Origin of the sequence: Streptomyces sp. NPDC048603, assembly GCF_043199475.1 — a bacterium.
Taxonomy (GTDB): Bacteria; Actinomycetota; Actinomycetes; order Streptomycetales; family Streptomycetaceae; genus Streptomyces.
The window spans coordinates 1-20,181 of sequence record NZ_JBICVY010000015.1 but is presented as its reverse complement, the minus strand read 5'-3'; the positions used below and the strand labels follow the sequence as shown (position 1 = coordinate 20,181).

General features: G+C 71.0%; 19 protein-coding genes. 3 read left to right on the top strand and 16 right to left on the bottom strand.

Annotated elements, in window-relative coordinates; translation table 11 throughout:
- Positions 1–124 precede the first annotated feature (124 nt).
- A complete protein-coding gene (locus tag ACGFQ9_RS31325; protein WP_393578501.1) occupies positions 125–799 on the top strand; it encodes a DUF2470 domain-containing protein in 675 nt (224 codons plus the stop codon).
- 46 nt (positions 800–845) lie between these two features.
- On the opposite strand, the gene ACGFQ9_RS31320 is transcribed toward ACGFQ9_RS31325, so the two are convergent.
- The 4 genes from ACGFQ9_RS31320 to ACGFQ9_RS31305 form a co-directional block, all read right to left on the bottom strand.
- Positions 846–2,198 (bottom strand): replication-associated recombination protein A, encoded by a 1,353-nt coding sequence (locus ACGFQ9_RS31320; RefSeq protein ID WP_393578500.1) that lies wholly within the window; start codon positions 2,196–2,198, stop codon positions 846–848.
- A gap of 42 nt (positions 2,199–2,240) precedes the next feature.
- On the bottom strand, positions 2,241–2,846 hold the full coding sequence (locus ACGFQ9_RS31315) for a vitamin K epoxide reductase family protein (RefSeq protein WP_393578498.1): 606 nt from the start codon (positions 2,844–2,846) through the stop codon (positions 2,241–2,243).
- Between the two features lie 84 nt (positions 2,847–2,930).
- Positions 2,931–4,193 (bottom strand): histidine--tRNA ligase, encoded by a 1,263-nt coding sequence (gene hisS / locus ACGFQ9_RS31310; RefSeq protein WP_393578496.1) that lies wholly within the window; start codon positions 4,191–4,193, stop codon positions 2,931–2,933.
- A gap of 10 nt (positions 4,194–4,203) precedes the next feature.
- Entirely contained in the window at positions 4,204–4,914 is a 711-nt protein-coding gene (locus tag ACGFQ9_RS31305) for an MBL fold metallo-hydrolase (protein WP_393578495.1), read from the bottom strand.
- 154 nt (positions 4,915–5,068) lie between these two features.
- Between ACGFQ9_RS31305 and ACGFQ9_RS31300 the strand changes: the two genes are divergently transcribed.
- Together ACGFQ9_RS31300 and ACGFQ9_RS31295 are read left to right on the top strand one after the other, a co-directional pair.
- Positions 5,069–5,842, top strand: a complete 774-nt coding sequence (locus ACGFQ9_RS31300) for a peptidylprolyl isomerase (protein ID WP_393578734.1) — start codon at positions 5,069–5,071, stop codon at positions 5,840–5,842.
- A gap of 183 nt (positions 5,843–6,025) precedes the next feature.
- Positions 6,026–7,255 (top strand): DUF349 domain-containing protein, encoded by a 1,230-nt coding sequence (locus ACGFQ9_RS31295; RefSeq protein WP_393578494.1) that lies wholly within the window; start codon positions 6,026–6,028, stop codon positions 7,253–7,255.
- Between the two features lie 132 nt (positions 7,256–7,387).
- Here the strand turns inward: ACGFQ9_RS31295 and ACGFQ9_RS31290 are convergent, their stop codons facing one another.
- The 12 genes from ACGFQ9_RS31290 to ACGFQ9_RS31235 form a co-directional block, all read right to left on the bottom strand.
- The gene (locus ACGFQ9_RS31290) at positions 7,388–9,820 is read right to left on the bottom strand and encodes a RelA/SpoT family protein (RefSeq protein WP_393578492.1); all 2,433 of its coding nucleotides are present in this window, start codon (positions 9,818–9,820) and stop codon (positions 7,388–7,390) included.
- A gap of 265 nt (positions 9,821–10,085) precedes the next feature.
- Positions 10,086–10,649: an adenine phosphoribosyltransferase gene (locus tag ACGFQ9_RS31285; RefSeq protein WP_393578490.1), complete on the bottom strand. Its 564-nt coding sequence runs from the start codon at positions 10,647–10,649 to the stop codon at positions 10,086–10,088.
- A complete protein-coding gene (gene secF / locus ACGFQ9_RS31280) occupies positions 10,646–11,731 on the bottom strand; it encodes a protein translocase subunit SecF (RefSeq protein ID WP_393578489.1) in 1,086 nt (361 codons plus the stop codon). Before secF ends, ACGFQ9_RS31285 begins: the two co-directional genes overlap by 4 nt.
- Position 11,732: 1 nt before the next feature.
- A complete protein-coding gene (gene secD / locus ACGFQ9_RS31275; protein ID WP_393578487.1) occupies positions 11,733–13,577 on the bottom strand; it encodes a protein translocase subunit SecD in 1,845 nt (614 codons plus the stop codon).
- Positions 13,578–13,734: 157 nt separating this feature from the next.
- The gene (gene yajC / locus ACGFQ9_RS31270; protein ID WP_393578485.1) at positions 13,735–14,205 is read right to left on the bottom strand and encodes a preprotein translocase subunit YajC; all 471 of its coding nucleotides are present in this window, start codon (positions 14,203–14,205) and stop codon (positions 13,735–13,737) included.
- 164 nt (positions 14,206–14,369) lie between these two features.
- Positions 14,370–15,431, bottom strand: coding sequence for a Holliday junction branch migration DNA helicase RuvB (gene ruvB, locus ACGFQ9_RS31265; protein WP_393578483.1), 1,062 nt, complete (start codon positions 15,429–15,431; stop codon positions 14,370–14,372).
- A gap of 53 nt (positions 15,432–15,484) precedes the next feature.
- Positions 15,485–16,114: a Holliday junction branch migration protein RuvA gene (ruvA, locus tag ACGFQ9_RS31260; protein ID WP_393578481.1), complete on the bottom strand. Its 630-nt coding sequence runs from the start codon at positions 16,112–16,114 to the stop codon at positions 15,485–15,487.
- The gene (gene ruvC, locus ACGFQ9_RS31255) at positions 16,111–16,641 is read right to left on the bottom strand and encodes a crossover junction endodeoxyribonuclease RuvC (RefSeq protein ID WP_393578480.1); all 531 of its coding nucleotides are present in this window, start codon (positions 16,639–16,641) and stop codon (positions 16,111–16,113) included. The genes ruvA and ruvC overlap by 4 nt, the downstream gene beginning before the upstream one ends.
- 119 nt (positions 16,642–16,760) lie before the next feature.
- Positions 16,761–17,513, bottom strand: a complete 753-nt coding sequence (locus ACGFQ9_RS31250) for a YebC/PmpR family DNA-binding transcriptional regulator (RefSeq protein WP_393578478.1) — start codon at positions 17,511–17,513, stop codon at positions 16,761–16,763.
- A 57-nt stretch (positions 17,514–17,570) separates the two neighbouring features.
- The gene (pdxT, locus tag ACGFQ9_RS31245) at positions 17,571–18,164 is read right to left on the bottom strand and encodes a pyridoxal 5'-phosphate synthase glutaminase subunit PdxT (protein ID WP_393578476.1); all 594 of its coding nucleotides are present in this window, start codon (positions 18,162–18,164) and stop codon (positions 17,571–17,573) included.
- Between the two features lie 12 nt (positions 18,165–18,176).
- Positions 18,177–19,088: a pyridoxal 5'-phosphate synthase lyase subunit PdxS gene (pdxS, locus tag ACGFQ9_RS31240; protein WP_393578474.1), complete on the bottom strand. Its 912-nt coding sequence runs from the start codon at positions 19,086–19,088 to the stop codon at positions 18,177–18,179.
- 247 nt (positions 19,089–19,335) lie between these two features.
- Positions 19,336–19,875 carry a hypothetical protein gene (locus tag ACGFQ9_RS31235; RefSeq protein WP_393578473.1) on the bottom strand — a complete coding sequence of 180 codons (540 nt, stop codon included), beginning with the start codon at positions 19,873–19,875 and terminating at the stop codon, positions 19,336–19,338.
- Positions 19,876–20,181: the final 306 nt, after the last annotated feature.

Genomic DNA, 20,181 nt, shown 5'->3' with positions numbered 1-20,181 from the left:
TCGACAGCTCACCGGAGCCGAGCGCGTACGAACCCTCGTAGAGTCCAACGCCTCAGTATCCCTCACTCTGGCGGGTGCTCGTGACCCACGGGGTCCGGGGGACCCCGCCGCGTTCGGGACAGGGATGCCGGCCGCACGGACCGTCACCCCGGACGGGGACGTGATTCTCCTTGTCTCCGGGGAATCCGCGGCTGCCAGGGCTGCCGCTCACGCCCAGGACGACGACCTCGCAGCAGTGATCGAGATCACTGATGTGGCGCCGGTGTCCGTGCCCCATCGTATCCGGGGCCGCGCCTGGCTGTCCGGCTGGCTCACCCCGGTGCGCGGCACCGCCGAACGGGCGTCCTGCGCCGCCCTGCTCGCCGACCGCCATCCGGTCGGCCAGCTGCTCGGCCTCGACGAGGGGATGCCCGGGGACCGGCCGGCCTGGATGCTGCTGCGGCTGGAGGTCGGGGTGATCAGCGTGGACGACCTCTGGGGCGCCGAGCAGGTGGACCCCGAGGCGTTCGCGGCGGCCGGACCCGACCCCCTGACCGGGCACGAGACGGAGCTGCTGCAGCACCTGCACGCGGCTCACCCGGAGCGGCTCGCGGACCTGCGGGGCCTGCTCGGGCCGCGCGCGGCGGACTCCCTGACCGCGGTGCCGCTGGCCCTGGACCGGCACGGGCTGCGGGTGCGCTTCCTCGACGCGGCCGGCGGCCCCTCCTTCGACGCCCGCTTCGACTTCCCGGACCCGGTGGCCGACGTGTGCAGCCTGCGCCGCGCGATGCAGGGCCTCTTCGCGGCCGCGGGCTCCTGACCTCCGGGCTGCGCATGCGCAGAGAAACGCCCGCGCAGCGGACGTCCTACGCCTCGCCGCGCAGGCGGGCGCGGACGCGCTCGACCACGTCGGCGTAGCGCGCCTCCGCGCCGTAGCGGGTCGGCTCGTAGTACCGCTTGCCGTGGATCGTGTCCGGCGCGTACTGCTGCGCGGCGATCCCGCCCGGCACGTCGTGCGGGTAGACGTACCCCTGCGCGTGCCCCAGCTTCGCGGCCCCCTTGTAGTGCCCGTCCCGCAGATGCGGCGGCACCGGGCCGGCCAGCCCCGCCCGTACGTCGGCCAGGGCGGCACCGATCGCCGTCGTCGCGGTGTTCGACTTCGGGGCGAGCGCCAGGGCGATCGTGCAGTGGGAGAGGGTCAGGGCCGCCTCCGGGAACCCGATCATCGCGACCGCCTGGGCCGCGGCGACCGCCGTCGGCAGGGCCGTCGGGTCCGCCAGGCCGATGTCCTCGCTCGCCGAGATCATCAGGCGGCGCGCGATGAACCGGGGGTCCTCCCCCGCCTCGATCATCCGCGCCAGGTAGTGCAGCGCCGCGTCCACGTCCGAACCGCGGATCGACTTGATCAGCGCCGAGGCCACGTCGTAGTGCTGGTCGCCGTCCCGGTCGTACTTCACCGCCGCGCGGTCGACCGTCTCCTCCAGCGTCTCGAGGGTGATCTCCGGCTCGCCCTTGGCGATCGCGGCACCCGCGCCCGCCTCCAGCGCGGTCAGCGCCCGCCGCGCGTCACCGCCGGCGATCCGGAGCAGGTGCGCCTCCGCGTCCCCGGCCAGGGTCACCGCACCGCCCAGGCCCCGCTCCTCCGCCAGGGCCCGGCTCAGCAGCCCGGAGAGGTCGCCGTCGGTCAGCGGCTCCAGGGTCAGCAGCAGGGAACGGGACAGCAGCGGCGAGATCACCGAGAAGTACGGGTTCTCCGTGGTGGCGGCGATCAGCGTGACCCAGCGGTTCTCCACCGCCGGCAGCAGCGAGTCCTGCTGGGCCTTGCTGAAGCGGTGGATCTCGTCGAGGAAGAGGACCGTTTCCCTGCCGTACCCGCCGGCCGCCCGGCGGGCTCCGTCGATGACCGCCCGGACCTCCTTGACCCCGGCCGTGATCGCGGACAGCTCCACGAACCGCTTCTGCGTGGCCTGGCTGACCACGTACGCCAGGGTGGTCTTCCCGATGCCGGGAGGCCCCCAGAGGATCACCGAGGAGGAGCCGGCCGGGCCGCCGCCGCCCTCGCCGACCAGCCGCCGCAGCGGCGATCCGGGCTTGAGCAGGTGCTGCTGGCCGACGACCTCGTCCAGGGAGCGCGGGCGCATGCGGACGGCGAGCGGTGAGCTCGCCGGGTCCTTCTCCTGGCGGTCCTCGGCGGCGGCGGTGAACAGATCGGGTTCCACGCCTTGAAGCCTAAGCGAGCGGACCGACAGCCCGGTCCCGCGTCAGGAAAGCCAGAAGTCCCACCAGCGGGTCAGGATCAGCATGCCGATGATCCCGATGTGCAGCACCGGCGGCACCCAGGCGAACTCGGCGAAGAAGGACTTCAGCCAGCCCGGCGCCGGGAGCAGCCCCTCGCGGACGTTGTGCGCGGTGACGTACCAGAACATGACGATGGTGGCGACCCAGGCCAGGCAGCACCACAGGCAGAGGGCGTTGATGTTGTACAGCGACTGGTAGGTGAGCCAGGCGCAGAAGCCGACGCCGAAGAGCGTGCCGGCGTTGAAGGTGAGCCAGTACCAGCCCCGGAACCGGGCGCCCGCCAGCAGGCTCATGCCCACGCAGATCACGATGCCGTAGGCCACCAGGCCCAGCATCGGGTTGGGGAAGCCGAAGGCGGACGCCTGCTCGGACTTCATGATGCTGCCGCAGGCCACCACCGGGTTGAAGCTGCAGCCGGGGACGAAGTCCGGGTCCTCCAGCAGCTTGAACTTGTCGATGGTGATCACCCACGCGGCGAGCAGCCCGGCCGCTCCGGTGATCACCAGCAGCCAGGCCAGCGCCCGGCTCCCGCCGACCGTCCGTGTGGATTCCGCGCCCGATGTCGTCATGCCGAGCATTCTGCCGCACCCGGTCCTGGGTTCACGCCCCGGACCGGGTGCGGATGATCATGCGTTGCCGGCGTGCCGCAGCCCTCAGGCCAGCTTGGCGCGGACCGCCTCGACGAGCCCGTCGACGGGTACGGCGGTCTGCTCGCCGGACTCCATGTCCTTGAGCTGGACGACGCCCTCGGCGAGGTCCCGCTCGCCGGCGACCACGGTCAGCCGCGCACCGCTGCGGTTCGCGTCCTTCATTGCGCCCTTGAGGCCCTTGCCGCCGTAGCCGAAGTCCGCGGCGATGCCGGCCCGGCGCAGCTCGGTGACCTTGCCGAACAGCAGCCGGCGGGCCTCGTCGCCGATGGCGACGGCGAACACGCTGGTGCCGGCCGGGATGTCCAGCTCGATGCCCTCGGCCTCCAGGGCCAGCACGGTGCGGTCCACGCCGAGCGCCCAGCCGACCGACGGCAGGGCCGGGCCGCCGATCATCTCGGACAGGCCGTCGTAACGGCCGCCGCCGCCGACCGCGGACTGGGCGCCCAGGCCGTCGTGCACGAACTCGAAGGTGGTGCGGGTGTAGTAGTCCAGGCCGCGCACCAGCTTGACGTCGTCCTCGAAGGCCACGCCCGCCGCGGTGACCAGCGCGCGGACCTCCTCGTGGTACGCCTTGCAGGCGTCGCACAGGTAGTCGCGCAGCAGCGGCGCGTCGACCAGCTGCTTCTGCACGTCCGCGCGCTTGTCGTCGAGCACCCTCAGCGGGTTGATCTCGGCACGGCGCAGGGTCTCCTCGTCCAGGTCCAGCCCGCGCAGGAAGGTCTGCAGCGCCTCCCGGTACACCGGGCGGCACTCCTTGTCGCCCAGCGAGTTCAGCAGGATCCGGAAGTTCGACAGGCCCAGCGAGCGGTACGCCTGGTCGGCGAGGATGATCAGCTCGGCGTCCAGGGCCGGGTCCTCGGCGCCGATCGCCTCGGCGCCGACCTGCGAGAAGTGGCGGTAGCGGCCCTTCTGCGGGCGCTCGTAGCGGTAGTACGAGCCGGAGTACCAGAGCTTGACCGGCAGGTTGCCCTGCTTGTGCAGGCTCGCCTCCAGGGCGGCGCGCAGCACGGAGGCGGTGCCCTCGGGGCGCAGCGCGAGCCTGTCGCCGCCCTTGGTCTCGAAGGCGTACATCTCCTTGGTGACGATGTCGGTCGATTCTCCGACACCGCGGGCGAAGAGGTTGACGTCCTCGAAGCCGGGGGTCTCGATGTATCCGTAACCCGACGTGCGCAGCGGGCCGGAGATGGCCTCGCGGACCGCCAGGTACTTGGCGGAGTACGGCGGGATCAGGTCGTACGTGCCCTTGGGGGCCTTGAAGGTGCTCACGAAACTCTCGTCACATTCCTCGTCGTGGGGCGGCGGTGCCGTCTCCCAGGCCGGCGGCGACTTCCCTGAGGTAGGGGTTGGTCGCGCGCTCGCGGCCGATGGTGGTCTGGGGGCCGTGGCCGGACAGCACCACGGTCGAGTCCTCGAGCGGCAGGCACACGCGGGCCAGCGATTCGAGCATCTCGGCGTGGGAGCCGCCGGGCAGGTCGGTGCGTCCGATGGAGCCGGCGAAGAGCAGGTCACCGGAGAAGAAGACCGGCGGGATGTCCGCCGCCTCCGGCATCCGGAAGGTCACCGACCCCTTGGTATGGCCGGGCGCGTGCGCGACCGAGAACTCCAGACCGGCCAGGTTCAGCGTGCTGCCGTCGGTCAGCGTGCGGACGTCGTCCGGCTCGCCGACGGTCAGCTCGCCCATGAGCGGCATCCCGATGGAGCGGCCGAGGGCCTTCTCCGGGTCGCTCAGCATGTAGCGGTCCTCGGGGTGGATCCAGGCGGGGACGTCGTGCGCTCCGCAGACCGGGACCACCGAGGCGACATGGTCGATGTGGCCGTGGGTGAGGACGACCGCGACGGGCTTGAGCCGATGCTTCTTCAGCGTCTCCTCGACTCCCTGGGCGGCCTGGTGGCCCGGGTCGATGATGACGCACTCCTCACCGGCGGCGGGGGCGACCAGGTAGCAGTTGGTGCCCCAGGCCCCGGCGGGGAATCCGGCAATCAGCACGTTCGTCCTCACGTCGGTCTCGACTGGGCGGGTCAGCAGGAAATGCTGCAGATCAGAGCCTACCGGCGCCGCTCATCACACAGCGAACCCATATACGGTACGGCCTGACCCTGCCCGCACATTGGTACCGGACATGCACAAGGAGACGACCCAGGTGGTCACGAGCGATCAGCGGCGGCGTCAGCTCGCCAGGGAGAAGTACGAGCGTCAGCAGAAGCGCCGCGCCGAGGCACGGCAGAAGACGCGCAGGCGGACGGCGGTGATCAGCGCGGCCGCGGCCGTGGTGGTGGCACTGCTGATCGGCCTGGCCGTGGGCGGGGTGTTCAGCAGTGAGGACTCCGGTGAGCCCAGCGCCTCGAACTCCCCGTCGGCGGCGCCGACGCCGAAGCAGTCCCCGTCGCCTGCGATGGCGATCGACGCCAAGGCGAAGTACACGTTCTCGCTGAAGACGAACCAGGGCGAGATCAAGATCGACATGGACGCGGCGAAGACCCCGCAGACCGTGAATTCCTTCAAGTCGCTCGCCGACAAGGGCTACTTCGACGGCACCAAGTGCCACCGGCTGACCACCGAGGGCATCTTCGTGCTGCAGTGCGGCGACCCTGAGGGCACCGGCATGGGCGGCCCCGGCTACACCATCCCGGACGAGAACCTGGACGCGCTGGGCAAGGCCAACGAGACCGGCCAGGTGATCTACCCGGCCGGTACCGTGGCCATGGCCAACACCGGTCAGCCGGGCTCGGGCGGCAGCCAGTTCTTCCTGGTCTACAAGGACAGCCCGCTCACCCCGACGTACACCCCGTTCGGCAAGCTCGACGCGGCCGGTCTGAAGATCGTCCAGGACGTCGCCAAGGAGGGCACCGTCGAGGGCGGCATCGCCCCGAAGAAGGGCGTCACCATCGAGAAGGCCACGGTCACCAAGAACTGACCGTCCCGGCGCCCCGGGCCAGGCCGCCGCACCCCGCAGCGATATTCCGTCGTGCGGGATGCGGACAGCCGGCCCGGCGGTCGCCTATGTTTGCGTTGTGCAGGGCGGGCGCTGCCCGCCCCCTGGAACTGTGGACGATGCCGAGGGGTGATCCCCGTACGGGCATCAGGTGGAGGAGGCGCTGTGAGCAGCGACCCGTGGGGCCGCGTCGACGAGACGGGCACCGTGTACGTGCGAACCGCCGATGGCGAGAAGGTCGTCGGCTCGTGGCAGGCGGGCACCCCCGAGGAGGCCCTGGCCTACTTCGAGCGCAAGTACGAGGGCCTGGTGGTCGAGATCGGCCTCCTCGAGCGGCGGGTGCGGACCACCGATCTGTCCGCGAAGGACGCGCAGACCGCGATCGACCACATCCGCCAGCAGGTGGAGGAGCACCACGCGGTGGGTGACCTCGCGGCGCTCGGCACCCGGCTGGACAAGCTGGTCGCGGCCGTGGAGTCGCGCCGCGAGGAGCGCAAGGTCGCCAAGGCCAAGCAGACCGACGAGGCCCGGAAGGCCAAGGAGGACCTGGTCACCGAGGCGGAGCAGCTGGCCCAGAGCGACCAGTGGCGCTCGGCCGGCGAGCGGCTGCGCGCGCTGGTGGACACCTGGAAGGGCCTGCCCCGCCTGGACCGCAAGTCGGACGACGAACTGTGGCACCGGTTCTCGCACGCCCGGTCGGCCTTCTCCAAGCGCCGCAAGGCGCACTTCGCCGCGCTGGACTCGCAGCGCGAGGACGCCCGCAAGGTCAAGGAGCGGCTGGTCGCGGAGGCCGAGTCGCTGTCGAAGTCGACCGACTGGGGTCCGACGGCGGCCCGCTACCGCGAGCTGATGGCGGACTGGAAGGCGGCCGGCCGTGCGCAGCGCGAGTCGGAGGACGACCTGTGGAACCGCTTCCGCGGTGCCCAGGACGTGTTCTTCGCGGCGCGCGGCGAGGTGTTCGCCGTACGTGACGCCGAGCAGGTGGAGAACCTGAAGCTGAAGGAGGAGCTGGCCGACGAGGCCGAGAAGCTCGTCCCGGTGACGGACCTGAAGGCGGCCCGGGCCTCGTTCCGCTCCGTCAACGAGCGCTGGGAGGCCATCGGCCACGTCCCGCGGGACGCCCGTCCGAAGGTCGAGGGCCGAATGCACGCGGTGGAGCGCGCGCTCCAGGAGGCCGAGGAGGCCGAGTGGCGCCGTACGAACCCGGAGGCGCGGGCCCGCGCGGCCGGTCTGACGGGCCAGCTGCAGGCGGCCGTCGACAAGCTGCGCGAGCAGATCGACGCGGCGCGCGCGGCGGGCAACAACGCCAAGGCCGACAAGCTGGCGCGTGAGCTGGAGGGCCGCCAGGCCCTGCTGGACCAGGCCCTGAAGGGCCTGGAGGAGTTCGGCGGCTGACGCCTGCCTCTCCCGCTGTCGCGGCTGAAGCGCGAGGGCCCCGGTACGGATCTCCGATCTTCCGTACCGGGGCCCTCGCGTCTCCGGCGCCGCTCCCCCGGAAGGGACGGCCGGGGCCGGGTCAGGCTCTGATCACGGTCTCCTGGCAGAAGTCACGCGGTAGACGTCGTAGACGCCCTCCACGCCCCGAACGGCCTTCAGGACATGGCCCAGGTGCTTGGGGTCGCCCATCTCGAAGGTGAAGCGGGAGGTGGCGACCCGGTCGCGGGAGGTCTGGACGGCCGCGGACAGGATGTTGACGTGCTGGTCGGAGAGGACCCGGGTGACGTCCGACAGCAGGCGGGACCGGTCCAGCGCCTCGACCTGGATGGCGACCAGGAAGACGGAGGACTGGGTCGGTGCCCACTCGACCTCGAGGATCCGCTCGGGCTGCTGCGAGAGCGAGTCCACGTTGACGCAGTCGGCACGGTGAACCGATACGCCGCTGCCGCGGGTGACGAACCCGATGATCGGGTCGCCGGGCACGGGGGTGCAGCAGCGGGCCAGCTTCACCCAGACGTCGTCGACGCCCTTGACCACCACGCCCGGGTCGGCACTGCCGCGGCGCTTGCCGCGGCTGCGCGACGGCGGGACGCTCTCCTCGATCTCCTCGCCCGCGGCCTCCTCGCCGCCGAGCGCCTGCACCAGCTTCTGGACCACGGCCTGTGCGGAGACGTGACCCTCGCCGATGGCGGCGTAGAGGGAGGAGATGTCCGGGTAGCGCATCTCGTGCGCGAGGGTGACCAGGGAGTCGCCCGTCAGGATCCGCTGGATCGGCAGGTTCTGCTTGCGCATGGCCCGCGCGATGGCGTCCTTGCCCTGCTCGATGGCCTCGTCCCGGCGTTCCTTGGAGAACCAGGCGCGGATCTTGTTGCGGGCGCGCGGGGACTTGACGAATCCGAGCCAGTCGCGGGACGGGCCGGCGCCCTCCGCCTTGGAGGTGAAGACCTCGACCAGGTCGCCGTTGTCCAGGGTGGATTCGAGCGGCACCAGGCGGCCGTTGACCCGGGCGCCTATGGTCCGGTAGCCGACCTCGGTGTGCACGGCGAAGGCGAAGTCGACCGGGGTGGCACCGGCGGGCAGCGCGATGACGTCGCCCTTGGGGGTGAAGACGAACACCTCGTGGCGGGACAGGTCGAAGCGCAGGGACTCCAGGAACTCGCCCGGGTCCTCGGTCTCCTTCTGCCAGTCCAGGAGCTGGCGCAGCCAGGCCATGTCGTTGACGGTGTCCTGGCCGGCGCTGCCCTTGGCGGCCTTGGGGACGTCCGTGCGGATCTTGGAGCTGCCGGCGACGGTCTCCTGCTTGTACTTCCAGTGCGCGGCGATGCCGTACTCGGCGCGGCGGTGCATGTCGAAGGTGCGGATCTGGAGTTCGACCGGCTTGCCGCTGGGCCCGATGACCGTCGTGTGGAGCGACTGGTACATGTTGAACTTGGGCATCGCGATGTAGTCCTTGAACCGGCCGGGGACCGGATTCCATCGCGCGTGGACGGTGCCGAGGGCCGCGTAGCAGTCGCGGACGGTGTCCACGAGGACGCGGATGCCCACCAGGTCGTAGATCTCCGCGAAGTCACGGCCGCGGACGATCATCTTCTGGTAGACGCTGTAATAGTGCTTGGGGCGGCCGGTGACGGTGGCCTTGATCCGGGCGGCCCGCAGGTCGACCATCACCTCGTCGGTGACCACCGCGAGGTACTCGTCCCGCTTGGGCGCGCGCTCGGCGACGAGCCGGACGATCTCGTCGTACATCTTCGGGTAGAGGATCGCGAAGGCGAGGTCCTCGAGCTCCCACTTGATCGTGTTCATGCCGAGGCGGTGGGCCAGCGGCGCGTAGATCTCGAGGGTCTCGCGGGCCTTCTTCTCCTGCTTCTCCCGCTTGAGGTAGCGCATGGTGCGCATGTTGTGCAGACGGTCGGCCAGCTTGATCACCAGGACCCGGGGGTCCTTGGCCATGGCCACGACCATCTTGCGGACCGTCTCGGCCTGGGCGGCCTCGCCGAACTTGACCTTGTCCAGCTTGGTGACGCCGTCCACGAGCAGGGCGACGGCGTCGCCGAAGTCGCGGCGGAGCTGCTCCAGGCCGTACTCGGTGTCCTCGACGGTGTCGTGCAGCAGTCCGGCCATCAGGGTGGCCGGGTCCATGCCGAGCTCGGCGAGGATGGTGGTCACCGCGAGCGGATGGGTGATGTACGGGTCGCCGCTCTTGCGCTTCTGACCGCGGTGCCAGCGCTCCGCGACCTGGTACGCCTGCTCGATCTGGCGGAGCGTGGCCGTCTCGATCTTGGGGTCGTTGCTGCGGACTATACGGAGCAGAGGTTCCAGCACCGGGTTGTACGGGCTCGAACGCTGGACGCCGAGACGGGCGAGGCGGGCACGCACCCGGTTGGAGGACCCGGCGGGCTTCAGCGGCGCAGAACGGGGCGGCACGGCGGGCGGCGCCGGCTTGGGCGCGGCCGCGGCCGCCTGGGGCTGCTCGGCCTTCGGGTCGGGCTGCGCGGCGGAGATGGGCTGGACCTCGTCTGGCAAGAGCGCTCCTCTGGGGGTCCCACCGGACGCAGTCCGGGGGAGGATCCGGGGCCCCGGTCAGGTCCGGATAACCCATGGTAGCGAGCCGCGCCGACAGACGTTCCCCCCGGCCGCCATGCGGACCCCCTCCCTCCACACCCTCCACCAGGCCCCGGGCCCCCGCGAACCGGGACGGCCGCGGGAACGCCGAAGCGGCGGCTTCCTCCGAGTGGGGGGAAGCCGCCGCTTCGGTCGACCGGGCGGCCCGCGTGGGAGCCGCCCGTGCCTAGACCACGATCAGCGCGTCGAGCGGGGCCCCCGCAAGGGCCCGCTCCAGCCGGACGCGGCCGCTGAGGAACGACAGTTCCATGAGCACCGCCACGCCCGCGACCTGCGCCCCGGCCCGCCGGATCAGCTCCAGCGAGGCCTCGGCGGTGCCGCCGGTGGCCAGCACGTCGTCGATGACGAGCACCCGGTCCTCGGCCGTCAGGGCCTCGGCGTGGATCTCGATCTCGGCCGTGCCGTACTCCAGGTCGTACGACTGCGCCAGCGTCGCCCCCGGCAGCTTCCCGGCCTTGCGGACCGGGACGAAGCCGATGGCGGACCGCACCGCCACCGGCGCCGCGAGGATGAAGCCGCGGGCCTCCAGGCCCACGATCTTCGTCGCCCCGCAGCCCGACGCGATCCGGGACAGCTCCTCGGTCAGCGCGGTGAACGCCTCCGGGTCCGCGAGCAGCGGGGTGATGTCCTTGAACATCACGCCCGGCTTCGGATAGTCCGGTACGTCCGTGATCCGGCTGAGCAGCAGCTCGCGCACCTCGTCCGCGACCGGTCCGGGGCGCCCGCTCACCGGCGCCGGCCCGTCGCGCGGCCCGTCGTGCGGCCGGTGGTCCGGCCCTGGGTGACCACCTCGGGGCCGCCCTCGCCGTCGGCCGGGTCGTAGTCCGCGGACTCGCCCTTCGCGGCGGCCGAGGCCCGCTTGGCGAGCACCCGCTTCCGCAGCGCCTTGATCGTCGGCTCACGCTCCTTGAGGTCCACGACCAGCGGGGTCGCGATGAAGATCGAGGAGTACGCACCGGCCGCGAGGCCGACGAACAGCGACAGCGAGATGTCGTTCAGCATGCCCGCGCCCAGCACGCCGCCGCCGATGAACAGCAGGCCGGCGACCGGCAGCAGCGCCACCACGGTGGTGTTGATGGACCGGACGAGGGTGCCGTTGATGCTCTTGTTGGCCAGCTCGCTGTAGGTGAAGCGGGTCTGCTTGGTGATGTCGTGCGTCGACTCCTTGAGGCCGTCGAACACCACGACGGTGTCGTACAGCGAGTAGCCGAGGATGGTCAGCAGACCGATGACCGTACCGGGGGTGACCTCGAAGCCGACCAGGGCGTAGATGCCGACGGTGATGGTGAGGTCGTGGATGAGCGCGATCAGCGCGGCCACGGCCATCCGCCATTCGAAGGCGATCGCCAGGTAGATCACCACGAGGACCATGAACACGCCGAGACCGGTCCACGCCTTGTTCGCGATCTGCTCGCCCCAGCTGGGGCCGACCAGATCCGCGTTGATGTCCTTCTCGGCGATCTTCAGCTCGGTGGCGAGCTGCTTCTTCACGTCGGTCGCGGCGTCCGTGTCCAGACCGGAGATCTGGATGCGGAGGCCGCCGGTGCCGAGCTTCTGGACGATGGCGTCGTGACCGGACGCCTCCTCGGCCTCCTCGGTGGCCTTGGCCACGGACACGGCCGTCTTCGGGGTGGTGAAGACGGCACCGCCCTTGAACTCGATGCCCATGTTGAGGCCCTGGACGGCCAGGGCCACGATCGCCGTGATGGTGATCAGAACGGAAACGCCGTACCAGACGAAACGCTTGCCGACGAAGTCGTACCCGACCTCGCCGCGGTACAGCTTGGCGCCGAGATCTCCGAGCTTCGACATCTCACGCCTCCTTAACGTCGACGGGGGCAGAGGTGGAGCGGCGGGACCGGCGCAGCGGCGGCTTGGCGCCGAGCCGCTTCGGGTCCAGTCCGGACCACGGGTGCCCGGAGGCGAAGAACTTCGTCCGTGCGAACAGCGTCATGATCGGCTTGGTGAAGAGGAACACCACGACCACGTCGAGCAGGGTGGTCAGACCCAGGGTGAAGGCGAAGCCCTGCACCTTGCCGACGGTGACGATGAACAGCACGGCCGCCGCCAGGAACGACACGAAGTCGGAGACCAGGATGGTGCGCCGGGCGCGGGGCCAGGCCCGCTCCACCGAGGACTGCAGCGAGCGGCCCTCGCGGATCTCGTCGCGGATGCGCTCGAAGTACACGATGAACGAGTCCGCGGTGATACCGATCGCGACGATCGCACCACAGACGGCGGGCAGGTTCAGCGCGAAGCCGATGCCCTTTCCGAGCAGCGCCATGATCGTGTACGTGAGGATCGCCGAGACCAGCAGCGAGGCGACCGCGATGAGCGACAGCCCGCGGTAGTACACCAGCAGGTAGATCACGACGAGGGCGAGGCCGATGGCGCCGGCGATCAGACCGGCCTTCAGCTGCTCGCTGCCGAGTGCCGAGGTGACGGTGGTGACGCTGTCCTCCTGGAAGGACAGCGGCAGGGCGCCGTACGAGAGCATGTTGCCCAGGTCCTGCGCGGACTGCTGGGTGAAGCCGCCGGAGATCTCGGCGCTGCCGCCGGTCAGGGCCTGGCTCACCGACGGGTCGGAGACGACCTCGCCGTCGAGCACGATCGCGAACTGGTTCATCGGCGGCTGCTGCGCGGCCAGCTCACCGGTGATCTTCGCGAACTTGTCGGCGCCCTTGTCGTTGAACTTCATCGTGACGATCCAGGCACCGCGCTGCGGGTCCAGGATGCCCTTGGCCTCGGTCACGTCCTTGCCCTCGACACCGGCCGGGCCGAGGATCCACTTGCCCCAGCTGTCGCCGCGCTTGCCGCAGGCGAGGGTGGGGTCGGACGGCTTGGCGGCCTTGCCGACGGTGGCCCGCACGCTCTCCTTGGTGCAGTCGAGGGTGGCGAACTGCGCCTGCAGGGCTGCGGCGCCGTTGTCCGCGCCCGCGGGGGCCGAGGAGCTGGGCGTCGGGGTCGGCGCCGCCGGGGAACCGGTCGCCTTGTTGTCGTCTGCCTTCTTCGACTGGCCCGCCGACGGGGTCGGCGTGGGCGTGCCGGGGGCCTTGAGGCCCTCGGTCAGGGCACGGCCCTGCGAAGTGGCGCTGGACGACGGCGTGGCCGACGGGCTGGACTTGCCCTTGTTGTCACCGGCCTTCGGGGAACCCGAGGCGCTCGCGGACGGGGTCGGGGAGCCGCTGGGCGCGCCGCTCGGCGAACCGGAGGGGCTGGCCGTCGGAGTGGGCTCCTGGGCCATGCCCATGTCCTGGTAGGCCAGGACCGGGCGGAAGTACAGCTGGGCGGTGGTACCGACCTGCTCGCGAGCCTGCTTCTCGTTCGTCCCCTTGGGGATGTTCACGATGATGTGGTCGCGGCCCTGGGTCTGGACCTCCGCCTCCGAGACGCCGAGACCGTTGACGCGGCGGTCGATGATCCCGACCGCCGTGTTCATGTTGGTCTCGTTGATCGCGTTCGGCTTGCCGGGCTCGTTCTTGGCCTTGAGCGTGATGCTCGTACCGCCGGCGAGGTCGATGCCCAGCCGCGGAGTCGTCTGCTTGGAGAGGAACATCCCCGCGGTGAGCGCCACCATCGCGATCAGGATGATCGCCAGGGCGCGCCCCGGCCTCCCCTGAGCCCCCGTGGGCCGCCGGCCCTTCTTCGGTGCTGCCACCTTTGTCGTATCTCCCTGTCCAACCGTCCGGCGCTCGGTCAGCGCGCGTACGGCCACGAAATGTGTGGTGGGGACCCCTGCCCCCCGCAGAAACGGGCCTGTCCGGGGGACCGCCGCGGCCGCCGGTCGGACGGCACGGGGTCCCCCGCCAGGTGCGTTACTTCGCGCCGCCCTCGGCGTCGCCCTTGGGCTCGTCCTTCTTGCCCAGGTCGAGCTTCGGGGCCGCGTCGGCGTCCTTGTCCTCGGCCTTGGCCTCGGTCTTGTCCTCGGTCTTGTCCTCGGCGGACTCGATCAGCGAGGAGGCGTCGTCCGGGACGACCGGCGTGTCGATGGTCAGATCATCGGTGGCACCGTGGACGATGCGGTTGTACTCGTCGTCCTCCAGTACGGCGCCGATGGCGTTCTTCGCGTAGATCGCGTGGACACCGGGGGCCACCTCGAGGGTGACGGTGTCGTCACCGATCTCCTTGACCGTGGCGTACATGCCGCCGATGGTCCTGACGCCGGTGCCGGGGGTCATCTGGTCCCGCATCTGAGCGGCCGCCTGCTGCTTCTTCTTGGCAGAGCGGGTCATCAGGAACATCGCCCCGATGAGCACGATGAACGGGAGGAAGGTCACGAGGTTCACGAGACGAAGATCCTTCGCACGACCGCGCCGGAGGGCGGCCTTTTCTACGGGGGTGGGTATGCCGACCTGCAGGGTCGGCATCGGCGGAGTCTAGGCGAGTCCACACCGATGGAACAACGCCCAGCATGGCACCGCAGTTCCAACCGGGGCGAACCTCCGCGCCGTCACGCCCCGAAGAGTCCCTGCTGGGCGCCTTGTGCCCCGGGGGCGACGAGCCCCAGATGAGCCCATGCCGCGGGGGTGGCGACCCGTCCCCTCGGCGTCCGGGCGAGCAGGCCCTCGCGCACCAGGAAGGGCTCGGCGACCTCCTCCACGGTCTCCCGCTCCTCCCCCACGGCGACCGCGAGGGTGGACAGGCCGACGGGGCCGCCGCCGAACAGCTTGAGCAGGGCCTCCAGCACCGCCCGGTCCAGCCGGTCCAGGCCGCGCGCGTCCACCTCGTACACCTGCAGGGCGGTGCCCGCCACCTCGCGGGTGATCACGCCGTCGGCCTTGACCTGCGCGTAGTCACGGACCCGGCGAAGCAGCCGGTTGGCGATGCGGGGGGTGCCGCGGGAACGTCCGGCGATCTCGGCGGCTCCGTCGGCATCGATCTCCACGTCGAGGAGGCGGGCGGAGCGGTGGATGACCCGCTGCAGCTCCTCGGGGGCGTAGAACTCCATGTGGCCGGTGAAGCCGAAGCGGTCGCGGAGCGGCGGGGGCAGCAGGCCGGCCCGGGTGGTGGCGCCGACCAGGGTGAACGGCGGCAGCTCCAGCGGGATGGCGGTGGCACCGGGCCCCTTGCCGACGATCACGTCGACCCGGAAGTCCTCCATCGCCATGTAGAGCATCTCCTCGGCGGGCCGGGACATGCGGTGGATCTCGTCGAGGAAGAGCACCTCGCCCTCCTGGAGGGAGGAGAGGATCGCGGCGAGGTCGCCGGCGTGCTGGATGGCGGGGCCCGAGGTGATCCGGATGGGGGCGCCCATCTCCGCGGCGATGATCATCGACAGGGTGGTCTTGCCGAGTCCGGGCGCCCCGGAGAGCAGCACGTGGTCGGCGGTGGCACCGCGCTGCCGGGCGGCCTTGAGGACGAGGTCGAGCTGCTGCCGGACCTTCTCCTGCCCGACGAACTCGTCGAGGTCCTTCGGCCGCAGCGCCGCCTCGACGGCGCTGTCGTCCCGGTCGGCGTCCGCGCCGACCAGCCGCGCCTCCGCCTCGGCGGTGGTCTCGTCGTCCCAGTTCACGATGTGCCTTCTCGGTGTGTGCGGTTGGGTCCCGGCCGGTGGCCAGACGGTCTCTAGCGGGCCCGGTTCAGGGTCTGGAGGGCGGCCCGCAGGAGCTGCGGCACCGGAGCCGAGCCGGTCTCCGCGATGGCCGCCTCGGCCTGCGGGGACACCGCGTCGACGGCGTCCTCGGCCTCGCGGGCGGCATAGCCCAGCCCGATGAGGGCGGCGGAGAGCTGCTCGGTCCAGGGAGCCGGGCCGGAGGCGGCCCGCTGGGCGCCGACCAGGCCGCCGGTGCCCAGGGGGGCGCCCAGCTTGTCCTTCAGCTCCAGCAGCAGCTTCTGCGCGCCCCTCTTGCCGATGCCCGGCACCGCCGTCAGCGCCTTCTCGTCACCCGTCGCGAAGGCCGTCCGCAGCGCGTCGGGGCTGTGCACGCCGAGCATGGCCTGGGCGAGCCGCGGACCGACCCCGCTGGCCGTCTGCAGCAGCTCGAACACCAGGCGCTCGTCGTCGTCGGCGAAGCCGTAGAGGGTGAGCGAATCCTCACGGACGACCAGCGAGGTCGCGAGCCGGGCCTGCTCGCCGGTCCGCAGCCGGGCGAGGGTGGCGGGGGTGCAGTGGACGAGCATGCCGACGCCCCCCACCTCGATCACGGCGCTGGTGGGGGCGAGAGCGGCCACCGGGCCGCTGACGAAGGCGATCATGCGCTTCGGCCTTTCGAGGCGTGCAGGGCTACGGCCTGCTGCAGGCGGTTCTGGGCGGGGGCCCGCCAGATGTGGCAGATGGCGAGGGCGAGCGCGTCGGCGGCGTCGGCCGGCTTCGGCGGGGCGTCCAGCCGCAGCAGCCGGGTCACCATGGCCCCGACCTGGGCCTTGTCGGCCCGGCCGCTGCCGGTGACAGCCGCCTTCACCTCGCTGGGGGTGTGCAGCGCGACGGGTATGCCGCGGCGCGCGGCGCACAGCATGGCGACGGCGCTGGCCTGCGCCGTGCCCATCACGGTCCGCACGTTGTGCTGGCTGAACACCCGCTCCACGGCGACAAGTTCGGGCCGGAACTCCTCCAGCCACTGCTCGATGCCGCGCTCGATCTCGACCAGCCGGATCCCGATGTCCGCATCGGCGGGAGTCCGTACGACGCCCACACCGAGCATCTTCAGGGGACGCCCGGCGACCCCCTCGACCACACCGACACCACACCGGGTCAGACCGGGGTCCACCCCCAACACTCGCACCCGGCCCCTCCTTCGCTCACCAGTTCCTGCACGTCCGAGCAGGCTATCCGGTAGGTCTGACAACGCAGCGGGCCGACGGGGGTGTGTCCCCGTCGGCCCGCTGCGCGGAAGGCCGCGGATCAGGCGTCGACCTTCTCCATGACCTCGTCGCTGACGTCGAAGTTGGCGAAGACGTTCTGCACGTCGTCGCTGTCCTCCAGCGCGTCGATCAGCTTGAACATCTTGCGCGCGCCCTCTTCGTCGAGCTCGACCTGCATGGTCGGGACGAAGCTGGACTCGGCCGAGTCGTAGTCGATGCCGGCCTCCTGGAGCGCGGTACGGACCGCGACCAGGTCGGTGGCCTCGCTGATGACCTCGAAGTTCTCACCGAGGTCGTTGACCTCCTCGGCGCCCGCGTCGAGCACCGCACCGAGGACGTCGTCCTCGGACAGCTCGCCCTTGGGCAGGACGACGACGCCCTTGCGGTTGAACAGGTACGAGACCGAGCCCGGGTCGGCCATCGAGCCGCCGTTGCGGGTCATGGCGACGCGCACGTCGGAGGCGGCACGGTTGCGGTTGTCGGTGAGGCACTCGATGAGCACCGCGACACCGTTCGGGCCGTAGCCCTCGTACATGATCGTCGCGTAGTCCACGCCGCCGGCCTCGAGGCCGCCGCCGCGCTTGACCGCGGAGTCGATGTTCTTGTTCGGCACCGAGCTCTTCTTGGCCTTCTGGATGGCGTCGAAGAGGGTCGGGTTGCCGTCCGGGTCGGCGCCGCCCGTACGGGCCGCGACCTCGATGTTCTTGATCAGCTTCGCGAAGAGCTTGCCGCGCTTGGCATCGATCACGGCCTTCTTGTGCTTCGTCGTAGCCCATTTAGAGTGGCCGGACATCTGCCTGTCTCCTTCGCGTAACCAACAGTGTTTCGCCTCGATCCTACCGGGACGCGGTCAGGCGCTTGCGCGCACCATGTCGACGAAATACGCGTGCACGCGGTCGTCTCCGGTGAGTTCGGGGTGGAACGAGGTCGCCAGGACGTTGCCCTGGCGGACGGCGACCGTGTGGCCGTCGTACTCGGCGAGGACCTCGGCGGAGGCGCCGACCGACTCGACCCACGGCGCGCGGATGAACACGCCCTCGACCGGACCGCCGTCGATGCCGGCGAACTCGATCCGCGCCTCGAAGGACTCGTTCTGCCGCCCGAAGGCGTTACGGCGCACGATCATGTCGATGCCGCCGAGCGTCTCCTGGTCCTCACGGCCGTCCAGGATCTTGTCGGCGAGCATGATCATGCCCGCGCAGGTGCCGTAGACCGGCATGCCGGCCCGGACCCGCTCGCGGAGCGGCTCCAGCATCCCGAACAGGACCGCGAGCTTCGACATGGTCGTGGACTCGCCGCCGGGAATGACCAGGGCGTCGACCTCGGCGAGCTCCTCGGGGCGCCGGACCGGCCTGGCCACGGCGTCCGCCGCGGCCAGGGCGATCAGGTGCTCCCGTACGTCGCCCTGCAGGGCCAGGACGCCTATCACGGGGGGATTGTTCATCGGGGTTACGCCTTACCAGCCGCGGTTGGCGTAGCGCTCGGCCTCGGGCAGGGTGTCGCAGTTGATGCCGACCATGGCCTCGCCCAGGTTGCGGGAGGCGTCCGCGATGACCTTCGGGTCGTCGTAGAAGGTGGTGGCCTTCACGATGGCGGCGGCACGCTTGGCCGGGTCGCCCGACTTGAAGATGCCGGAGCCGACGAAGACGCCCTCGGCACCGAGCTGACGCATCAGCGCGGCGTCGGCCGGGGTGGCGACACCACCGGCGGAGAACAGCACGACCGGGAGCTTGCCGAGCTCGGCAACCTCCTTGACCAGCTCGTACGGGGCGCGCAGCTCCTTGGCCGCGGCGAACAGCTCGTTGTTGTCGAAGCCGCGCAGCTTGGCGATCTCGTTCTTGATCTGGCGCAGGTGGCGAACGGCCTCGACGACGTTGCCGGTGCCGGCCTCGCCCTTGGAGCGGATCATGGCCGCGCCCTCGGCGATACGGCGCAGGGCCTCGCCCAGGTTGGTGGCGCCGCACACGAACGGGGTGGTGAAGGCCCACTTGTCGGAGTGGTTGACCTCGTCGGCCGGGGTGAGGACCTCGGACTCGTCGATGTAGTCGACGCCCAGCGACTGCAGAACCTGCGCCTCGACGAAGTGGCCGATGCGGGACTTCGCCATGACCGGGATGGAGACCGCGCCGATGATCTCCTCGATCATGTTCGGGTCGGACATCCGCGCGACGCCGCCGTCCTTGCGGATGTCGGCGGGAACCCGCTCCAGGGCCATGACGGCCACGGCGCCGGCGTCCTCGGCGATCTTCGCCTGCTCGGCGTTGACCACGTCCATGATCACACCGCCCTTGAGCTGCTCGGCCATGCCACGCTTCACGCGGGCGGTGCCGGTCTCAGGGGTCTGCGGGGTGGGGGAAAGCGTGCTCACGGGGTGACCTCACTCGAAAGGTACGGATCTACTCGGCCGAGCAAACCGTCCGGGACCAGTCCACTGCAAGAGCCAATAAGGAGCCGGTGGCTCCTTCCGACTTGGCCATCCGGTACAAAACCCCGGTCCGGCGATGCGGTACGGGAAGCCCGGCCGGGGCCGGCCAGGGCCGATCAAGGCCGGTAGCCGGTCAGGGCCGGTAGTTCAGTCCGGTCAGGGCCGGTAGTCAGTCAAGGCCGGTAGTCGGTCAGGGCCGGTCCGCCAGCAGGGCGGGCGGCTCGTCGTCCATCTCGAACGCCAGCGGAAACGGCGCGTGTCCTGCCAGTCTGAACCACCGGACCTTCCGATGGGTGCGCAGCGCGCGGGCGGCACGCACCGCGTCGTTGTGGAACCTCCGCGCCATCGGCACCCGCCGGACCGCCGCCGCCAGATCCTCGGCAGCTTCCTCACCCCCGGGCGCCTCCCGGAGCGCCTCCACCTGCGCGGCGTCCCCGAACACGGCCCGCAGCGCCTGGCTCAACTCGCTCTCGGCCACCTCGCGCTGCTCCTCCTCGGCCTGCCGCGCCGCGTGCGCGGCCTCGTACAGCACCAGGGAGGAGGCGGGATCCAGCGCCCCGGAGGTGGCCACCTCCACCGCCACGGACGCACGCCGCACGAGCTGCGCGTCCAGCGCGGCCCGCGCCGCGTCCATTCGCACATGCAGCCGGTCCAGCCGCCCAGCGGTCCAGCTCAGGTACACCCCGATGACGGCGAGCCCCACGACGATCCATACGAGCGTTTCGATCACGCGGGGTGACACTACCGTCCCGTGCGCTCCTCCCGCCCACCGCCCGTCACCCGCCGCTGGGCGGGGAAGTGGGGGGCGGAGGGCGGCGGGTTCCGCTGGGCGGCAGACGGCTGCCGGGCGGGTCCGGACTGGGCCGCGGCTACGCCCCAGGCCAACCGGCTGGTGGGGCGGGGGTGGGGTGTGCTGGGGCTCCGCTGGGTCGGCGTCACGGGGGTGCCCGGGGGCTGCCCGTCAGTCCTCATCGTCCTTCCGTGCCGGCCGTCGGCGTCAAGGGCGCGACGTTGTCGCGTCGCCTCCGGCGATGGC

Excerpts from the sequence above, each read along its gene's own strand:
- ACGFQ9_RS31325 (WP_393578501.1), top strand. The coding sequence starts at position 125 with ATGCCGGCCGCACGGACCGTCACCCCGGACGGGGACGTGATTCTCCTT.
- ACGFQ9_RS31315 (WP_393578498.1), bottom strand. The coding sequence starts at position 2,846 with ATGACGACATCGGGCGCGGAATCCACACGGACGGTCGGCGGGAGCCGG.
- secF (WP_393578489.1), bottom strand. The coding sequence starts at position 11,731 with ATGTCGAAGCTCGGAGATCTCGGCGCCAAGCTGTACCGCGGCGAGGTC.
- ruvA (WP_393578481.1), bottom strand. The coding sequence starts at position 16,114 with ATGATCGCCTTCGTCAGCGGCCCGGTGGCCGCTCTCGCCCCCACCAGC.
- ACGFQ9_RS31250 (WP_393578478.1), bottom strand. The coding sequence starts at position 17,513 with ATGTCCGGCCACTCTAAATGGGCTACGACGAAGCACAAGAAGGCCGTG.
- pdxT (WP_393578476.1), bottom strand. The coding sequence starts at position 18,164 with ATGAACAATCCCCCCGTGATAGGCGTCCTGGCCCTGCAGGGCGACGTA.